The organism is Pseudomonas sp. Z3-6, assembly GCF_051131985.1.
GTDB lineage: Bacteria > Pseudomonadota > Gammaproteobacteria > Pseudomonadales > Pseudomonadaceae > Aquipseudomonas > Aquipseudomonas zanjanensis.
The window spans coordinates 1,000,074-1,019,524 of record NZ_CP071644.1; the positions used below are offsets into that span (position 1 = coordinate 1,000,074).

Annotated in this window: 13 protein-coding genes; 4 read left to right on the forward strand and 9 right to left on the reverse strand. The window is 59.6% G+C overall.

The window, feature by feature from the left end; all coding sequences use genetic code 11:
* Positions 1-8: 8 nt before the first annotated feature.
* Complete coding sequence (locus J3P88_RS04535) at positions 9-365, reverse strand: PilZ domain-containing protein (RefSeq protein WP_434574228.1); 357 nt, start codon at positions 363-365, stop codon at positions 9-11.
* Between the two features lie 158 nt (positions 366-523).
* Between J3P88_RS04535 and J3P88_RS04540 the strand changes: the two genes are divergently transcribed.
* From J3P88_RS04540 to yjiA, 3 genes are all read left to right on the forward strand, one after another.
* Positions 524-2,590, forward strand: coding sequence for a carbon starvation CstA family protein (locus tag J3P88_RS04540; RefSeq protein WP_434574230.1), 2,067 nt, complete (start codon positions 524-526; stop codon positions 2,588-2,590).
* Between the two features lie 15 nt (positions 2,591-2,605).
* Positions 2,606-2,803 (forward strand): YbdD/YjiX family protein, encoded by a 198-nt coding sequence (locus J3P88_RS04545; protein WP_434574232.1) that lies wholly within the window; start codon positions 2,606-2,608, stop codon positions 2,801-2,803.
* A 153-nt stretch (positions 2,804-2,956) separates the two neighbouring features.
* A complete protein-coding gene (yjiA, locus tag J3P88_RS04550) occupies positions 2,957-3,925 on the forward strand; it encodes a GTPase (RefSeq protein ID WP_434576353.1) in 969 nt (322 codons plus the stop codon).
* 140 nt (positions 3,926-4,065) lie between these two features.
* Here the strand turns inward: yjiA and J3P88_RS04555 are convergent, their stop codons facing one another.
* From J3P88_RS04555 to J3P88_RS04580, 6 genes are all read right to left on the reverse strand, one after another.
* Positions 4,066-4,758, reverse strand: coding sequence for a GntR family transcriptional regulator (locus J3P88_RS04555; protein WP_186730502.1), 693 nt, complete (start codon positions 4,756-4,758; stop codon positions 4,066-4,068).
* A gap of 22 nt (positions 4,759-4,780) precedes the next feature.
* Entirely contained in the window at positions 4,781-5,485 is a 705-nt protein-coding gene (locus tag J3P88_RS04560) for an FCD domain-containing protein (RefSeq protein ID WP_186730503.1), read from the reverse strand.
* Between the two features lie 59 nt (positions 5,486-5,544).
* On the reverse strand, positions 5,545-6,858 hold the full coding sequence (locus J3P88_RS04565) for a C4-dicarboxylate transporter DctA (RefSeq protein WP_186709788.1): 1,314 nt from the start codon (positions 6,856-6,858) through the stop codon (positions 5,545-5,547).
* Positions 6,859-7,254: 396 nt separating this feature from the next.
* Positions 7,255-7,785 (reverse strand): hypothetical protein, encoded by a 531-nt coding sequence (locus J3P88_RS04570; protein ID WP_434574235.1) that lies wholly within the window; start codon positions 7,783-7,785, stop codon positions 7,255-7,257.
* Positions 7,786-7,992: 207 nt separating this feature from the next.
* Positions 7,993-9,246, reverse strand: coding sequence for a serine hydroxymethyltransferase (gene glyA / locus J3P88_RS04575; RefSeq protein ID WP_039593914.1), 1,254 nt, complete (start codon positions 9,244-9,246; stop codon positions 7,993-7,995).
* 260 nt (positions 9,247-9,506) lie between these two features.
* Positions 9,507-13,355 carry a sensor domain-containing protein gene (locus J3P88_RS04580; RefSeq protein WP_434574237.1) on the reverse strand — a complete coding sequence of 1,283 codons (3,849 nt, stop codon included), beginning with the start codon at positions 13,353-13,355 and terminating at the stop codon, positions 9,507-9,509.
* A 271-nt stretch (positions 13,356-13,626) separates the two neighbouring features.
* On the opposite strand from J3P88_RS04580, the gene ettA reads away from it, so the two are divergent.
* Positions 13,627-15,291 (forward strand): energy-dependent translational throttle protein EttA, encoded by a 1,665-nt coding sequence (gene ettA / locus J3P88_RS04585; RefSeq protein WP_186613001.1) that lies wholly within the window; start codon positions 13,627-13,629, stop codon positions 15,289-15,291.
* 65 nt (positions 15,292-15,356) lie between these two features.
* Here ettA and lanM read toward each other — a convergent pair whose 3' ends face one another.
* Both lanM and J3P88_RS04595 read right to left on the reverse strand, forming a co-directional pair.
* Positions 15,357-18,452, reverse strand: a complete 3,096-nt coding sequence (lanM, locus tag J3P88_RS04590; protein WP_434574240.1) for a type 2 lanthipeptide synthetase LanM — start codon at positions 18,450-18,452, stop codon at positions 15,357-15,359.
* An 84-nt stretch (positions 18,453-18,536) separates the two neighbouring features.
* Positions 18,537-18,695 carry a hypothetical protein gene (locus tag J3P88_RS04595; protein ID WP_186709807.1) on the reverse strand — a complete coding sequence of 53 codons (159 nt, stop codon included), beginning with the start codon at positions 18,693-18,695 and terminating at the stop codon, positions 18,537-18,539.
* Positions 18,696-19,451: the final 756 nt, after the last annotated feature.

Below are 19,451 nucleotides of genomic sequence, written 5' to 3' on the forward strand. Positions count from 1 at the left end.
GGGGCTTTTCAAATATGGATCAAAGCCTTCAACTCCCGCTCCAGCTCCTTAGGGTCGCCCAGGTTCAGCTCTATCAACCGGCGTAAATGTGCGATGGAAGCCAGGTCGATATGTTCGCAAACGAAGCCCAGGTGACCATGGTCATCATGGGCCAACCGAACTTCCATTTTGATCTCCGCGTCAGGGCTCAAATGGATATCGGCCATGAAGGGTTGGTCGGGATCGCCAAGCCAGGGTTCGGGTTTTGTGATCAGCAGCCCCTTGAGGGATAAATCCAATAACTCCACCGGCCAGATAAACGGGCCCTGGCTCAGTTCGGTCCTGGCATGGAATTCAACTCGTACGAAGCGGCGACGTTCGCTCATTACGCATTCCCTCTGGAGATTCACTGACTATAGACCGAACTGGGAGCGCATCGTCACCGTTCGGCAACAGACAGACGAATGTCGGGTATGGCCTTTGCCCGGGTTAGCGCTAAACTCCAGTGGCTGTCTTTCTTGTCCACCCTGGCTGGAATATAAAAATGAAAAACAATAATAGCCTGCTACGCCATCTGCCCTGGCTACTGCTGGCCGTCATAGGCGCGAGCGCCCTGGGCGTCGTGGCCTTGCGCCGAGGCGAGGCGATCAACGCCCTCTGGATCGTCGTCGCCGCCGTGGCCATCTACCTGGTCGCCTACCGCTACTACAGCCTCTTCATCGCCAACAACGTGATGCAACTCGACGCGCGCCGGGCCACGCCTGCCGTGCTCAACAACGATGGCCTGGACTACGTCCCGACCAACAAACACATCCTTTTCGGCCACCACTTTGCGGCCATTGCCGGCGCGGGGCCGTTGGTCGGGCCGGTGCTGGCGGCGCAGATGGGCTACCTGCCCGGCACGCTCTGGCTGATCGCCGGCGTGGTGCTGGCCGGTGCGGTGCAGGACTTCATGGTCCTGTTCCTGTCCACCCGCCGCAACGGTCGCTCCCTGGGCGACATGGTGCGCGAGGAAATGGGCCGCATTCCTGGCACCATCGCGCTGTTCGGCTGCTTCCTGATCATGATCATCATCCTCGCGGTGCTGGCGCTGATCGTGGTCAAGGCCCTGGCCGAGAGCCCGTGGGGCATCTTCACGGTGATGGCGACCATCCCGATCGCGATGTTCATGGGCATCTACATGCGCTACATCCGCCCGGGCCGCATCGGCGAGATCTCGATCATCGGCGTACTGTTGCTGCTGGGTTCGATCTGGCTGGGCGGGCAGATCGCCGCCGACCCGGTCTGGGCCAAGGCCTTCACCTTCACCGGGATCCAGATCACCTGGATGCTGATCGGCTACGGTTTTGTCGCGGCGGTGCTGCCGGTGTGGCTGATCCTGGCGCCACGGGACTACCTGTCGACGTTCCTCAAGATCGGCACCATCGTCGCCCTGGCGATCGGCATCCTGGTCACCATGCCCGAGCTGAAAATGCCGGCACTGACCCAGTTCACCGACGGCACCGGGCCGGTGTGGAAGGGCGGTCTGTTCCCGTTCCTGTTCATCACCATCGCCTGCGGCGCGGTTTCGGGGTTCCATGCGCTGATCTCCTCGGGGACCACGCCCAAGCTGCTGGATAACGAAACCAACGCCCGCTACATCGGTTACGGCGGCATGCTGATGGAGTCCTTCGTGGCGATCATGGCCATGGTGGCCGCTTCGGTGATCGAGCCGGGCGTGTACTTCGCCATGAACAGCCCGGCGGCGATCGTCGGTTCGGACGTGGTGGCCGTGGCCCAGACCGTTAGCAGCTGGGGTTTTGCAATCACCCCCGATGCGCTGCAAGCGGTGGCCAAGGACATCGGCGAGACCACCATCCTGGCCCGTGCCGGCGGTGCGCCGACCCTGGCGGTCGGGATCGCGCAGATCCTGCACTCGGTGCTGCCGGGTGAGAACACCATGGCGTTCTGGTACCACTTCGCGATCCTGTTCGAAGCGCTGTTCATTCTCACCGCCGTGGACGCCGGCACCCGTGCCGGACGGTTCATGCTGCAGGACCTGCTTGGCTCGTTCGTGCCGGCCCTCAAGCGCACCGAATCGTGGACCGCCAACCTGATCGCCACCGCCGGCTGTGTGGCGCTGTGGGGTTATCTGCTGTACCAGGGCGTGATCGATCCGCTGGGCGGCATCAACACCTTGTGGCCGCTGTTCGGCATCTCCAACCAGATGCTGGCCGGGATCGCCCTGATGCTCGCCACCGTGGTACTGATCAAGATGAAGCGCCAGCGCTACGTCTGGGTCACGCTGCTGCCGGCGAGCTGGCTGCTGATCTGCACCACCACCGCGGGCCTGATCAAGCTGTTCGACGCCAACCCGGCGATCGGCTTCCTGGCCCTGGCGCGCAAATACAACGATGCCCTGGCCGCCGGCCAGATCCTGGCCCCGGCCAAGAGCATCGAGCAGATGCAGCACGTGGTGTTCAACGCCTACACCAACGCAACGCTGACGGTGTTGTTTCTGTTCGTGGTCTTCAGCATCCTGTTCTACGCGCTCAAGGTTGGCATCGCCGCCTGGGGCACGAAAGAACGCACGGACAAAGAAGCACCATTCCAGGCCCTGCCGGACGCTTGATAGAGGATTGCAACGATGTTCAATGACTTGAGTCGCCTGGGTAAATACCTCGGTCAGGCCGCGCGCCTGATGGTCGGCATGCCCGACTACGACAACTACGTCGAGCACATGCAAACCAAGCACCCGGACAAGCCGATGATGGACTACGAGACGTTCTTCCGGGAACGCCAGGAGGCCCGTTACGGCGGCAAGGGTGGGCCCAAGTGCTGTTGACTTGAGCTGAACCCAACCCCCATGTGGGAGCGGGCTTGCTCGCGAAGGCGTCGGGTCAGTCGCCATTGATGTGGCTGACACACCGCCTTCGCGAGCAAGCCCGCTCCCACATTGGTTTGTGCTTTTCTTTAATTTCGAAACAGGAGAATCATGTTGTCCTCTCCCATCCCGGTCACCATCCTTAGTGGCTTCCTGGGCGCCGGCAAGACCACGCTGTTGCGCCATCTGCTCAAGGCCGAACACGGCCTGAAAATCGCCGTGATCGAGAACGAGTTCAGCGATGCCGGTATCGACACCCAACTGCTGGGCAACGAGCCGGTGCAAGTCATGACCCTGGCCAACGGGTGCGTGTGCTGCACCATTCACACCGACCTGACAAAAGCCCTGTACCTGTTGCTCGAGCGGCTGGACAGCGGCGAAATCGCTTTCGATCGCCTGGTGATCGAATGCACCGGATTGGCCGACCCGGCCCCGGTGGCGCAGACTTTTTTCATCGACGAGGACCTGCGCGAGCGTTATATCCTCGACGGCATTCTGACGTTGGTGGATGCCGCTCACGCCGACATCCACCTGACCCAGGCCATCGCCCAGGCCCAGGTCGGGTTTGCCGATCGCCTGCTGCTGAGCAAGACCGACCTGGTGGACGCCGCCCAAGTCCAGGCCCTTGGCGAACGCCTGACACGCATCAATCGGCGGGCGCCGATCCGGGTGGTCGAGCACGGCCAGATCGACTTGGCCGAGTTGCTCGACATTCGCGGCTTCAACCTCAATGCGGACCTGGGCGCAGGGTTCAGCCTGCGACCGGTGGGCAAGGCCACCCCGGGCGATCGCATCAGCAGCCTGGTGTTGCGCACCGACAAGGCGCTGGATATCGACAAGCTCAGCGAGTTCATGAACCAACTGCTGGAAGAACACGGCAAGCAACTGCTGCGCTACAAAGGCGTGCTGAACATCGCGGGCGAACCCCGTCGATTGGTGTTCCAAGGCGTGCTCAAGTTGTACGGTTTCGATTGGGACACCGAATGGGCCCCCGACGAAGCCCGGGAAAGCGTGATCGTGTTCATCGCCGACGAACTGCCTGAAGAGAAGATCCGCGCCGGATTCGAAGCGGCGCTGCTTTGACTATGCCTGCGTTCGTCAAAACGTCTGCCTGAAGCGCTTTTCGTGGCGAGGGAGCTTGCTCCCGCTCGGTTGCGCAGCAACCGCCAAAAAGCGAGGGCGGCTACGCCCCCCAGCGGGAGCAAGCTCCCTCGCCACAACAGCTATTTGATCAGCAGTTTTTGCTCCAGATGGTCCAGGTGCTCGTCCATCAGCCGCACGGCTTCGTTGACGTTGCGACCTTCCACGGCGTCGACGATCGCCAAGTGTTCCTGCCAGGCGCAATGTCGGCGCGACTTGACCTCGTGTCGCGCCAGGGCCAACGAGGTCAACGGCACCAGGCTGCCGAGAAATTGCAGCAACGGCGCGTTACCGGCCATGGCGGCCAGTTGCAGGTGAAACTCGCCGGACAGGCGTATCGCCGGGCCACGCTCGCCGCGGTCCAGGCAGTGCTGTTCCTGTTCCACCAGATCCCGAAGACGTCGTAGATCCTGCGGTCGTGGCGCCTGGCAGGCCAGGCGCACCAGCGTCTGCTCGGCCAGGCGGCGAGCGTGGAGGATCTGCCGGGTCTGCTCCAGATCTGGCGCGGCGACCTGGGGGCGGTGGTTGGGTCGCAGTATCACCACTTGCTGGTGGGACAGGCGCGCCAGGACGCGGCGAATGATGCTGCGGCTGACACCAAACACATCTCCCAGGCTTTCCTCGGTGAAGCGGCTGGCCGGGGCAATGCGTTGTTCGAGGATGGCGTCGAAGATCCGCGGGTAGATATCGTCCACCGACGGTTTGCCGATCCGGCCGGGCAGGGGCAGGGCGGCAAGTACGTTGCGGTTATGTTGATGGGAAACGAGAGTGTTCATGGCGGTCTCCGCAGGCCCAGGCTCAAGTGCCGAGGCTGTCGTCCGGAATATTCAATTCGATGCCCATGCGCTGGCCTTCCCGGAGAATGTGCCGACGCATTTCGGCGCTGGCCTGGGCGCTGTTCTTGCCACGGATGGCACGGACCACGGCTTCGTTTTCTTCCAGGCGTTCGGCCAGGTGTTCGGGCGAGTTACGCAACACATCGGCGCTTTGCTTGAGGGCGTTGCTGGTCTGCTGGACCACGCTCTGGAAGATCGGGTTGGACGTCAGGGCAAACAGTTCTTCATGGAAAGCGATGTAGGCGTTGGCACAGGCGTCGCTGTCATTGGCTTCCAGGGCTTCGCGCATGTCCATGAGGGTCAGGCGCAACTGGCCGACTTCCTTGCTGCTGATGGACTGGGCCACGAGGCCGACGATGAAGGGCTCCAGGGTGTAGCGCAGTTGCAATAAGTCTTCCAGGCTCGCGCCGGCCATGGCGCTGCCTTCACTGACGGTATCATTGAGATTGGCCTCCAATACCACGACGCCTTTGCCGGGCATCGAACGCACCAGGCCCAGTGTCTCCAGGACGATCACCGCTTCACGCAGGCTGGGCCGGCTGATGCCCATTTGCTCGGCCAGTTCGCGCTGGCCGGGCAGCATGTCCCCCGAGCGCCACTGGCCCCGGGCGAGGGCGGCGCGGAGTTTCTCCACCACGGAATTGACGACGGTCGATGAGCTGATCACATGTGACTCCTTGGAAATCAATCAGGCAATGCCGGCTCGCGGGCCGGCATCGCCGTCTTTCAGAATTGCTGGTGATGGGCGCTGCCCACCGGTTTTCTGGGTTGAAAGGTATAGCCTTGTTGGCCGGACAGCACCTTGCGCGCCCGAGGAACATCGATGTCTTTCTCCCAGCGGGCAATCGCCACGGTGGCCACGCAGTTGCCAATCAGGTTGGTCAGGGCCCGGCCAATGCCCATGAACCAGTCCACGGCCAACACCAGCACCAGGCCCACCACCGGGATAGCCGGGATCGCGGTCAGCGTCGCCGCCAGGATTACCAATGCCGAGCCGGGAATGCCATGGGCGCCCTTGGAAGTGATCAGCGACACCAACAGGATGGTCAACAGATCGCTCAGGGCCAGGGGGGTACCGGTAGCGTTGGCAATGAAGACAATCGCCAGGGTCAGGTAAATCGAAAAGCCATCCAGGTTGAACGAATAACCGGTTGGAATCACCAAGCCCACGGTGGAGCTGCCGATCCCCAGGTGTTCGAGCTTGCGCATGATCTGTGGCAGCACGGCATCGGACGAAGCGGTACCGAGGACGATCAGCAGCTCTTCGCGCAGGTATTTGAGAAACGGCAGCATCGGCAGGCCCGATGCGCGCATCACCAGACCGAGAATCACGGCGACAAACGCGATGCAGGTCAGGTAGAACAGGCCGACGAGGCTACCCAGGTGCTGCAGCGAGTCCAGGCCATATTTGCTGGTGGTGAAGGCAATGGCGCCAAACACGCCGATAGGGGCCAAGCGCACGATCATGCCCATGATGCGGAAGATCACGTGGCTGAGTTCGTTGATCAGCCGTGAAATACCGGAAGCGGCGTCACCCACGAGGTTCAATGCACTGCCGAACAGCACGGCGAACAGCAGCACCTGCAGGATATTGTTTTCCGCGAACGCTCCGATCACTGAGGTCGGGATCAGGTTCATCAGGAACTGCGTAGTGGTGACCAGGTGCTGGCCACGCTGGGCGATGTCGTTCACGTCCGTGCTGGAGAGCTGCTCCAGGTGGATGTTCGCGCCGCTGCCAATGCCGGTGCTGAAGGCAAGGACCAGGCCGATGACCAGGGCGATGGTGGTAAGGACTTCGAAGTAGATGACCGACTTGAGGCCGATGCGCCCGACCTTCTTGAGATCACCGGCGCCGGAGATGCCGCTGACCACCACGCAGAACACGATCAGGCCGATGAGCATCTTGATCAGCTTGATAAAGCCGTCGCCGAGGGGTTTGAGCTGTGCAGAGTATTCGGGAAGGGTAAGCCCGCAGACGATGCCGAGCACCAATCCGAGGACAACTTGAAGGAAGATCGACCGCGAGCACCATTTGAGCATGGGAGGGATTCCTGGTTCGGTGTCCTTGTTCGCCAGAGGGGCTGGCGTCGGGACTTCATTATTGTGGTCTTACCGGTTTGTCCAGTGCAGGCGCAGTCTAGGCGCTGTTTTCACGGGTATGCAAGCCCGGCTACGGCGATTTGGCTTGACCGGTCTTACCAGTTGCGATGAAAGCCCTGTGCTTGAGCGTTTTCTGGGCTTAAAAAAAGTTGCCGCAGATGCCGCTGCGTAGGAGCTGTCGAGTGCAACGAGGCTGCGATCTTGTCCCGGACAATTGGGTCGCGAGCGAAAGATCAAGATCAAAAGATCGCAGCCTTCGGCAGCTCCTACATGGCAGCCCGGTTCCCCCGCCACAATCTGGTTGTTAAGTGTAAAAGAGTGCGACGCGTACTTTTCTCAAAGGATACTAAGAATGAACATCGCTTTTGACTGTTCTTCCGTCTCGGCAAGATAGAGGTAAGGCGAGCCGCGCAATCTTAATCCTCCTACATATTTTTTATTGGCGGTCAGGAGCGAAATACGGGTGTGACCGGACTTTATATTTTCCGGCGTGATGACATTCTGTTGAAAGTCGAGAAGGGTGAAGCGTGTTGGTTTTTTAATGTTTGGGTCTTCTGCGCCAAGTATTTCGAATAAACTTTTGCTAATTAGTTTGTTGTAGTGATCGCCGGTGTTTTTTATGGTCAGGAGATAGCCGCCCGCGGTATGCCGGAAATGCAGTCGCAAGGGCTCGCCACGCGTCCTCGGCTCTTCGGTATGCATGCCAAGCAGGTGTGAGTGATCTTGGGTCTGGGGTTCGCCGGTAAAAAAGCCACCGCTGAAAGCACTGACGGTCGCCAGCGCGGGGATGCCATGCAGCCTTTCCAGTAAGTTGACGTGAGCGTTAAACATATCAAGCGTTGCATGAAAGGAATGTTCACTGTCCATGTGAATATTGACTCCTGTATTGATTAATGAAGTTTGGGGTGCGGCGAGCTGGATCTTATTGAGTTATTAATGGCTTGTGGGATTGTCTGTATTGCAGGACGTTAATTGTTTACGGGTCTTAGTTGTTTGATCGTGAGTTTTACACGCCAATAAAAAAGGCCCGCATCTTTCGGTGCGGGCCTTTTTGGCTACGCGTTGGCGAGCTAATTAAGCGCCGTATACCGGCAGCTTCTTGCAGATCGCCTTGACCTTCTCACGCACGGCGTCGATGACCGCTTCGTTGTTCAGGTCCGCCAGGATGTCGCAGATCCAGCCGGCCAGTTCCTTGCACTCGGCTTCCTTGAAACCGCGAGTGGTCACGGCCGGGGTGCCGAAGCGCAGGCCCGAAGTGACGAACGGCGAGCGTGGGTCGTTGGGTACCGAGTTCTTGTTGACGGTGATGAACGCCTTGCCCAGCGCCGCGTCGGCGTCTTTGCCGGAGATTTCCTGCTTGATCAGCGAGAGCAGGAACAAGTGGTTTTCAGTACCGCCGGACACCACGTCGAAGCCGCGCTCGATGAACACGCCGGCCATGGCCTTGGCATTTTTTACCACTTGTTGCTGGTAAGCCTTGAACTCAGGTTGCAGGGCTTCCTTGAAGCAGATCGCCTTGGCTGCGATCACGTGCTCCAGCGGGCCACCCTGGGCACCCGGGAAGACGGCGGAGTTCAGCTTCTTCTCGATGTCGGCGTTGGCGCGCGCCAGGATCAGGCCACCACGTGGACCGCGCAGGGTCTTGTGGGTGGTGGTGGTGACCACGTCGGCGAACGGCACTGGGTTCGGGTAGACGCCTGCGGCGACTAGGCCGGCAACGTGGGCCATGTCGACGAACAGGTAGGCACCGACCTTGTCGGCGATCTCGCGGAAACGCGGGAAGTCGAGGACCTGGGAGTAGGCGGAGAAACCGGCCACGATCATTTTCGGCTTGTGCTCGAGGGCCAGGCGCTCGACTTCGTCGTAGTCGATCAGGCCGTTGCCGTCGATGCCGTACTGGACGGCGTTGTACAGCTTGCCGGAGGAGGAAACGCTGGCGCCGTGGGTCAGGTGACCGCCGTGGGCCAGGCTCATGCCCAGGATGGTGTCACCGGCCGACAGCAGCGCCAGGTACACGGCGGCGTTGGCTTGGGAGCCCGCGTGTGGCTGGACGTTGGCGTAATCGGCGCCGAACAGTTGCTTGGCGCGGTCGATGGCCAGTTGCTCGACCACGTCGACGTACTCGCAACCACCGTAGTAGCGCTTGCCTGGGTAGCCTTCGGCGTACTTGTTGGTCAGTACCGAGCCTTGAGCTTCCATCACCGCGGGGCTGGTGTAGTTTTCCGAAGCGATCAGCTCGATGTGCTCTTCCTGGCGCTGAGCTTCTTGCTCCATGGCGGCAAAGAGATCGGCGTCGTACTTGGCAATAGTCAAATCACGGCTGAACATGGCGGTCCTCAAGGATCGGGGGCAGAAAAGGGGGGCATTCTACCTCAACCGGTTTTGGAAGGCATATGAAAGGGCGTCATGTCTTGGACGAATGGGTTTCAAGCAAGAGGGGCGTTGCCTGCACTGGCCTCATCGCGGGCAAGCCTTGCTCCCACAGAAGCCCGCTTTCCCCTGTGGGAGCAAGGTTTTCCACAGAAGCCGGTGTTCCCCTGTGGGAGCAAGGCTTGCCCGCGAGAGGCCGGCCCAGATAGTACAAGGCCTCAGTCGAGCATGAACAACGCATCATTGCTGAACTGCGCTTCGAACCGATTGGCCGGCATCGGCCGGCCGAACAGGTAACCCTGGACTTCGTCGCAGCCGTGTTCGCGCAGGAAGTCCAATTGCTCGTGGGTCTCGACGCCCTCGGCGATCACCGCCAGGTTGAGGCTGTGGGCCATGGCGATGATCGCCCGGGCGATCTGCGCATCCTGCTCGCCGGAGGGTAGGCCGTCGACGAAGGTGCGGTCGATCTTCAGCACGTCGATGGGGAATTGCTTGAGGTAGTTGAGCGACGAATAACCGGTGCCGAAATCATCGACGGCAATGCTCAGGCCCAGGTTCTTCAACCCGGCGAGGATCTGCATTGCCTCGCTGACTTCGCGCATCAGGATGCTTTCCGTCAGTTCCAGCTCCAGGCAGGCCGGCGGCAGGCCAGTGCTGCGCAGGATATTGGCGATGCGCGTGCCCAACTGGCCGTCGGAGAACTGCCGGGCCGAAATGTTGACCGAGACTTTCGGCACCCGGACCTTGGCCTGGTGCCAGGTCCTGAGCTGCCGGCAGGCTTCGGTGATGACCCAGTCGCCGACATCCACCACCAGCCCGAGTTCTTCGAGCACCGGGATGAAATCCCCCGGCGGCACCAACCCGCGTCGCGGATGGCGCCAGCGCAGCAGGGCCTCGGCGCCGGTCAGGCGTTTGCCATCGCCGCTGAACTGCGGCTGGTAATACAGCACGAACTCGTTCTGCTCCAGGGCATGACGCAGGTCACTTTCCAGTTCCAGGCGCTCCAGGGCGCTGGCGTTCATGTCGGCCTGGTAGAACTGGAAGTTGTTCTTGCCGCGTTCCTTGGCGTGATACATGGCCGTGTCGGCGTTCTTCATCAACTGGCTCAGCTCGTTGCCGTCCTGGGGACTCAGGGCGATGCCGATACTGGCGGTGACGAAGAACTCACGGCCTTCAAGCACGAAGGGGCGGACCAGACTGGCGAGGATCTGCTCGGCCACGTTGATGGCCCGGTTCAGCGCCATTTCGCGGCTGGCGCGCGGTTGCAGCAGCAGGGTGAACTCGTCGCCGCCCATGCGCGCCACGGTGTCGTCGTCGGCGACGCAGCCGAGCAGGCGCGTGGCCATTTCCTTGAGCATCCGGTCGCCGGCGGCATGGCCGAGGGAGTCGTTGATCGGCTTGAACCGGTCCAGGTCGAGGAACATCAGCACGACCCAGGTCTTCTGCCGTTCGGCCGATTGCAGCGCCGTGTGCAGGCGATCCTGGAACAGCGTGCGGTTGGGCAGGTGGGTCAGGGCATCGTAATAGGCCAGGCGATGAATGCGCTGCTCGCTGGCCTTGCGTTCGCTGATGTCGCTGAAGAAACACACATAGCTGGCCAGGTCGCCTTCGTCATCCAGCACCGCGGTGATGCCGACCCAGGCAGGGTAGTGTTCGCCATTGCGGCGCTTGAGCCAGACTTCGCCTTCCCAGGTGCTGTGCTGTTGCAGTTGCTTGAGCACGTAGCGCAGGTGGGCTTCCTGCTGGTCGTCCACGGTCAGCATGTTGGGCAATTGGTCCAGCACTTGCGACACGGCATAACCGCTGACGCGACTGAAGGCTTCGTTGGCCTGGACAATGTAGCCGGCCGGGTCGGTGATCAGGATCGCCGAGGTCGAATGCTCGAAGACCGTGGCGGCCATGCGCAGGTCTTTTTCGGCGCGACGCTGTTGGCTGATATCACGACCGACGCCGAGCACGCCTTCGAACGCGCCATGTTCATCCCACACCAGCACCAACCGCAGCTCGATGGGGATCTTGCGGCCGTCGGCACGCAGGCAGTCGAACAGGAACAACTGGGTCTGCATCTGGTTGCGCAGCTCGGCCAGTTGCGCGGGCTTGTCGAGGGCCTTGCTGACCCGGTCCATCAGGCTGTAGATGCCGGTCAGTTGTTGCGGGTTGGCGATGATCGATTGCCAGCCGTTCTGGAAAATCCAATCGGCGGTGTAGCCCAGCACCGCTTGCACCGACGGGCTGACATAGTTGAGCGAAAGCTTGTTGTCGGTGGAGAAAATCACGTCGCTGATGCTTTCGGCGAGCATCCGGTAGCGTTGCTCGCTGTCGCGCAGCGATTCGCTGGCCTCGATCTGTTCGGTGACGTCCTTGGCCACGCCGATGATTCGCGTCACCTGGTTATGCCGGTCGCGGGCCAGTGCCTGTTCACGGATGTCGAAACAGCGCCACTTGCCATTGCGATGACGAAAGCGCAATTGGCATTGCAGCAACTGCGTGTAGCCGCCCCGCCGTTGTTCCTGGCGCAGGTTGTGGTAGTGATCGGCATCGTCGCTGTGCAGCAGGATTTCCCAGAAGTACTCGCCCATCTGGTGCAGTTCGGTGCGGTCGTATCCCAGGGTCTGGCCCAGGTGATGGTTGCTGAAGATCATCCGCTGGCTGATGACGTCCTGCACATAGAGATGGTCCGGCACGGTGCGCACCACATCGGACCAGAACCCCTCGCGTTCGAGCAGCGAGAGCTCGATCAGCTTGCGGCTGGTGATGTCGCTGATGCTCAGGATGACCGCGTTGTAGTCGTGCTGTTTTTCCGGCAGGCGCAGCACCAGCCACAGGTGCTGGTCGCGACCGTGGGCGTCCTGGAGCTTGATCTCCAGTTCCAGTTGCTTGTGTTGATCGAGCAGCGCTTCGAGCAGCTTCGAACCGACGGGGTTGTTGTCCTGCGCACCCTTGCCGACCAGCAACTGCCAAGCCTGGTCGCAGGAATCGACGTTGAGCAGTTTCAACGCCATCTGGTTGACTTCGGTGACGTGAACTTCCTGGCGCAGCTGTTCGAGTTGGTGAGTGGTTTGTAGCCAGGCGCGCAATTGATCGCCCGTGTGCAGGCCGGCTCGCTCGAAAAAGGCCTTGAGCCCCGACAGGTCAAGTACGCACAGGGCTACGCCGGTGCCTTCGAAAATATCCTGGTACCGTCGCCGTCCCTCGTGCAACTGCCGCTGGCGCCGACGCATGTTCAACAGCGCGATCACCGGCAACAACGAAAACGCCAGGCCCAGCAGGCATTTGCCGATGAAGGCCGGCAACAGTTGTTCGATCACCTGGCGGCGGTCGAACAGCCCCCGCAGTTGCCAGTCGCTGCTGCTCAGGGGCACGGTCAGTACGGTGCTTTTCAGGTCATCCGGCGACAGATGGGTCGGGCTGCTCGAAGGCAAGCTCTCGTCGCGGCTGATGATTTGCTGGTTGAGACGGTTCTCCACCAGCCACAGCGGGCGCAGCCCCACATCGGCCTGCTTGGTCAGGGTGGCGAAAAAGTTCGGAGTCAGGCGCAGGGCCCAATAGCCACGGCCGCTACCGCTGGCCTGGTGCAGCAATAGATGCACCACGGAGCCGTCTTCGGCATTGCTGAAATAATGGGCCTGGGCCCGGCTGCGTCGAACCAGTTCGCCCAGGTAATCGGCATCGTGGCTGTTGGCATCACTGTCACTGAGCACCCGGCCGGAAGGGCTCAGCAATGCCAAGCTGCGCAGCTCGGGGAGCGACTGCTGGAGTTTGTGAACCAGGGCCTGCTGCTCGTCGATACTTTGTGGTTGTTCGACGATCGGTAGCAGGTTGAGGGCGATTTGCGCGTTCAAGGCCATGTTCAGGCTGACCTGCGCGGCGAGATCGGCGGTGTAGTCGATGGTGTACTGGCGCTGTTGCTGCTGGGTTTCGCGCAGTTGGTCGAGCAGTTGCCAGAACAGCAAGCCGAGCAACAGCAGCACCAGCGTGGCCAGCGCACCCTTCAATGTCCCGCGCAGGGGCGAGCCGGGCACGACAGCGGGTGCGCGAGGGGACAGGGGCGGAGTGACGTTGGACAAGCTGTAATCCTGCGTTTTGCTGGACTGGCGCGACGTGCACTATAAGCCGGACGCCCGAAGGGCGGCTAGCATGCCTTGACTTGTGGCAAAGTGCCAGCCCTGGGCGGCTGGACCTTGACCGACGGTTGAGGTAGCTTTGCCGGTCAAACAAGAGCGTTCCAGCTCCAGATTCCCAGGCTCTATCCGCCCGCAGGCATTGATGATCGTCAAGAGCCCGCGCCGCGCATGGCCTGGCTCGTTCTTTTCACCTGTCACTGACGCTAGGTTCACCATGGCTCAATACGTCTTCACCATGCATCGGCTGAGCAAAGTTGTTCCGCCGAAGCGGGAAATCCTGAAAAACATTTCTCTGTCCTTCTTCCCTGGCGCCAAGATCGGCGTGTTGGGCCTCAACGGTTCGGGTAAGTCCACGCTGTTGAAAATCATGGCCGGCGTCGATAACGAATTCGACGGCGAAGCCCGTCCGATGCCGGACCTGAACATCGGCTACTTGCCGCAAGAGCCACAGCTGGACCCAACCAAGACCGTGCGTGAAGTGGTCGAGGAAGCGGTCAGCGTGATCAAGGACGCCCAAGCGCGTCTCGACGAGGTCTACGCTGCCTACGCCGACCCGGATGCCGATTTCGACAAGCTGGCCGCCGAACAGGCCAAGCTCGAAGCGATCCTGCAGGCCAGCGACGGCCACAATCTCGATCGCCAGCTGGAAGTCGCCGCCGATGCGCTGCGCCTGCCGGCGTGGGACGCGAAGGTCGAACACCTCTCCGGTGGTGAGAAGCGCCGCGTGGCCTTGTGCCGCCTGCTGCTGTCGGCACCGGACATGCTGCTGCTTGACGAACCGACCAACCACCTGGACGCCGATTCCGTCGCCTGGCTCGAACACTTCCTGCACGATTTCCCAGGCACCGTGGTGGCGATCACGCACGACCGTTACTTCCTGGACAACGTCGCCGGCTGGATCCTCGAACTCGACCGCGGCGCGGGCATTCCGTACGAGGGCAACTACTCGGGTTGGCTGGAAGCCAAGTCCGATCGTCTGGCCCAGGAATCCAAGCAGCAGTCGGCCCACGAAAAAGCCATGAAGGAAGAACTGGAGTGGGTGCGCAAAGGCGCCAAGGCCCGCCAGTCCAAATCCAAGGCACGTCTGCAACGCTTCGAGGAAATGCAGTCCCAGGAATTCCAGAAGCGCAGCGAAACCAACGAGATCTACATCCCGGCCGGTCCGCGCCTGGGTGACAAGGTCATCGAGTTCAAGAACGTCAGCAAGGGCTACGGCGACCGCGTGCTGATCGACAACCTGTCGTTCTCCATGCCCAAAGGCGCCATCGTCGGTGTGATCGGTGGTAACGGCGCGGGCAAATCCACGCTGTTCCGCATGTTGATGGGCAAGGAAACCCCGGATTCGGGCAGCATCGAGATCGGCGAAACCGTGCAACTGGCCTGCGTCGACCAGAGCCGCGAAGACCTGGACGGCAGCAAGACCGTGTTCCAGCAGATCTCCGACGGTTCCGACCAGATCCGCATCGGCAATTATGAAATCCCGTCGCGCACTTACGTGGGCCGCTTCAACTTCAAGGGCGGCGACCAGCAAAAGTTCGTCAAGGACCTGTCCGGTGGTGAGCGCGGCCGCTTGCACCTGGCGTTGACCCTGAAGGAGGGCGGCAACGTCCTGCTGCTCGACGAACCGTCCAACGACCTCGACGTCGAAACCCTGCGTTCCCTGGAAGAAGCCTTGCTGGACTTCCCGGGCGCCGCCATTGTGATCTCTCACGATCGGTGGTTCCTCGACCGCGTGGCGACCCACATCCTGGCGTACGAAGACGACTCCCAGGCGGTGTTCTTCGAGGGCAACTACACCGAGTACGAAGCCGATCGCAAGAAACGCCTCGGCGAAGCGGCCGCCCAGCCCCATCGTGTACGACACAAGAAACTGGCCTGATTCGGTCGGTTGTATAAAAAACGGAGCCTTTTAAGGCTCCGTTTTTTATGGGCGCAATACTGCCTTCACCACAGATCAGAAGTGTGGGAGCCCACTTGAGCGGGCACTGCGAAATCGAGCGAGAGTATGTTGGGAATCGTCGGATCGATTTCATACAGCAGGGCATAACCGGCGCCCGTAATGCCCGTCAGCAGGCTGACGTCGGGAACCCGATCGCTGTCGAGGACGGGGCCTTCGAAAAACTGCCGGGCGACTTCGCCAAGGGCCTGTTTGACCTTGTTGATGCCTTCGGGATTGTCCGAATGCCGATACAAGTCATACAGGCAGATCAGGTTGCCAAAGTCGCCATGGCACAAGTTATAACCGTCACCCAAGCCGTGCTGCCACAGGTTGTTCTCGCAGCGCTGTATGTCGTCGAGCACCGTCTGCCGGGTTGTTTCATCCAAGGCAGCTCCCATCGACTTCATGAGTTGTCGCCTGGCGATGAGAATGCCGCCGTCTCCGTGGCACCACTTCGAGGCATGGTCCAGGGGGCCCAGCGCTCTCAGGTCGAGCCAGAAACCTTCCCGGCTCAAGCGGTTTTCACCCTCCAGGATCTGGATGGCCAAGGGCACCAACATTTCATCGCCAGTCACGTCATAGGCTTTGCACAACGCATGGATGACGCCCGAAAGACCATGGGACAGGCCGGTCAGAATGACGGAGCGATCATCGCGTCGCAGAAGCTGGCCGTCTTCAATCAGGACTTGATCCTTTATGTAGTCGACCATGCGCCGAATGGCCGGCAGCACATCCGCGTGCGTCGATAATGCGTGGATGTTGGCCAGTAGCGTTACCGTGCCGCAACAGCCGCCCAAGAAGTCGAAATCGTAGTGTTCAGGCGGTACTTCAATCAATTGGGTCAGCAGGCTGGCAATTTTCTCGTCGTGTTTCGGGTCGCCGGTGATTTGACGACGATTGATGAGCAGATAGATGTAAGAACCCAGGCCATGGTAAGCACTGACGGTCAGGTCGGCTTTGAAGAAACCAAAATGTTGTTCCAATGAGTCCAGTACCTGATCCAGGAGTGACAGCAAGTGCGGTTTGCCGCTGACCTTGAACAGGCTCAGGTAAAACAAGCCAATCCCGGCAATACCGGAGTAAAGCCCGTGATCCATTGGGGAGGGGTATTTCCTGTGAGTCGTGGGGTGCTTATGGAAAGCCAACCAACATACGTCCGTTGCCGTTCCCTTGAGTGCAAGCACTTCGAGGCGGGAGCCGATGCTCAGAATGCCATCGAGTCGACTCTCTGGGGCCGCTTTTTCAGGCGTGGCACGGGGTGATGGCTGCCCATTTGATCCTGGATACAAACACATTTCGAGCAGCGTGAGTTGTAAGGCCCTGTCGGCTTTGGACAGGTTGGCTATTTTCTGTAAGCAACTTTTTATGGGGGGCTGGAGCTGCGTCATTTCGATTGTTTCACCTTGTGCGCTCGTCAGCTGATTGGAGCTGAGCGACAGGGTGAAACATGGAATGGCGGCTCTTTGCAGGTCGGCTATTTCATGACGCGGGATAGCCTTTTCCCGGTAGGGTTCCTTCAAGTCCCTCCACAGGGTTGCAAGCAGAAGTTCCCGGTCAAGCATGTTCTTCATGAAGCGTGGGTGGCGGCTCAATCCGATAAAGTCGGCATAACGCTGTGAGTTTTTAAGCAATACGCGGGTTGATAGTTCGCTGGCGGCTTGTTCCAGTAGTTGCATCATCGGCTGCCGATGGGTCATCAACTCCTCGTAGGCGTACTCAAAGCCATGGAGCAGCTCCGCTTTATATGCCTCAGGTCCCTTGTGTACGCCGTGGAGAAGCGGCAGATGTTTTTGCTCTGGGAAGTGTTCGAATTCGGTTTTGCGTAAATGATAGAAACCCTCTTCGAAAACAAGGGCGTGGCGGGTGGAGATGAACAGCTCCTGCCGAGTCAGTCCGCTCTGGTCGTTATTGGAACCTTGTGAGAAGGGTACAAAGCCGCTGGAACACACCGACTGCTGGACCAATTTGAAGGTATTGGACAGTGCACAATCGGCAGGCAGTTCGAGTAACAGGTCGCTGGTGGACGCGGTGAACAAGCATTCGAGATCAATCATGACCGGGCTGCTGCCACACGCGATGATATTTTCGTAATGAAAGTCGATGCCGTTGAGTGCGTGGATGACGGCGATTTGTGCGCCCATCTTTCTGTAGAACAGCGCCACGTCCGCTGCGCTGGCACAAGGCGTATTGTCGATCTTTTCTACCCAGCTATGCCGCCCGCGGCTGAGGATTCTTGGCGCGTGGACGGCAAAACAATCAGCGCCTGTCCACTCACGTAGTTGTCCAAGCAGTTGATTGAAAAAAAATGCTTCTCGGCTTGCTCGTGGCTTGTAGACCAACGAGGTTGTGCGGAACTTGACCTGGCAGACCGTTTCACCGCGACCGTGGGGATCGCCCAGGCCGAACTCAATGGCATCGATTGTCCGAGACGGAATCGAAAATGCTGTCTCCAGCGCCTCAATATCATCGGCGAAGTCGAGAATGATCGCGTAAAGATAGTTGAGTGTGTCTTCCAGCAAATCAAACAGCAACGTTGCCAACACAGGATAGGCTTCGAAAAAATCAAGCAGAGGCAAGGTGCGCAGCTGCTCGCTGAAGCCATCCAGGTCAATGTCGTCGCCATCGGCAATCCGTGTATTCAGATAATGGACCAGACTTTGTTCTGACGTGCGTCCGACTCGGGCCAGGACGTAGCGCTCGAGGCTTGCAAACAGGGCGGGTGCATCGATGTGCATGGCGGCTTTGCTGTAGCGCCCATCTGCCTTGAACATGCCGAGGAAATAAAGAAAAAAACGATAGCCAAACCAATAGAAATTGTCTTTGCCGCTCAAGGCCTGTGGGTCAATGGAAATGCTGTCGAGCCGAGTGATTTTTCCTTTCAAGGTCATCAAGACGGCTTCCCCGTCGCTAGGCAGGTGCCAGTCGTTGATAGGCTCCTTGGCATAGGCAGCCAGTTGCGCCCTGTCCAGCCCAAAGTGATTCAGCAAGGCTTGATCATCGTTATGCAGGCGGGTCAGGTTGTTTTCAAAAAGGGCGATGTCGCCGTCGGAAGAGAATCGATACTGGCCTCGCTGATTCATCTTCAAAGCGTTAACAAGCATGCCGTTGCTCCAGACATGGATAGAGCAGGCAATGCCTGCTCTATGTTTATAGGTGTTGCCTGTTCTTACGATCGGTTGACAGGCTTAGCACCCGAGTGTCGAACATTCCAGATTGGTGCACGTTCCGAAGGTGTTGCACTCCAGCGTCGTCGACAGAATCGACGCCGTGTTGTTCGCAGGGGTTTGGTAAGCGTCGAATTCGCTATAGAAGTCGCCGGACATGTTCAGGATTTTTTCGCTCATGTTTTTTCCTCATGGTTATCAGAAACACATACAGCGACCACGGTCTATTGGGTGCGATTAAACGCATCCGAACTGTAGTGTGTAAATGAAGTTGTGTTATAGCTGGGGTTAGGGAGTCGCAAAGACCTGTTGGGCAGGTCTACTTCGATGGCAAAGGATTTAGCATAGAAGCGCAGTGCAGTTTACAGTACCGCACTCTACAATGGTCACTGCCGCTGATTCGGTGCCGAGGTCGGTTACCTGTTTGTAAGACTTAAAGTCGGCGTCGAAGTCGCCCGACATGGCCAGTATTTTTTCGCTCATTGTTGTATCTCCTTTGTTGTTGCAGTGCGCCGATTGCGGCGCGGAAAAACATTAGCACGGTCCTGATCTAACGCAAATTTGTTGTGATGACTTCATGTTGCGGTTACATATGACTACATGAAGTTACAGGCTGTTAATTAGTTGTGTCCTGCAAGGATCGGCGATCCGCTGTTTGCTTGACCCCATCGGGTCACCTGCCGGCCGTGCATGGGCCTGGGGCCTGGGGATGGATCGGACGACCTCTGTTGGGACGTAAAGCAGAAGCTCCGCATCGGGGGGAGATATTAGGAGAGAAGCCGGAAGCTCCGATGCTGGTCTGGGCGCTTAGATACCCAAGGCGATACATCAACGGAACCAAGTTCGCCGATGTTGTTTGTCAGTAGGCAGGAACCGCCGTATACGGAGCTGTACATGCGGTTGTATGAAAGAACGGCGGCCATGACGCCGCCGTCT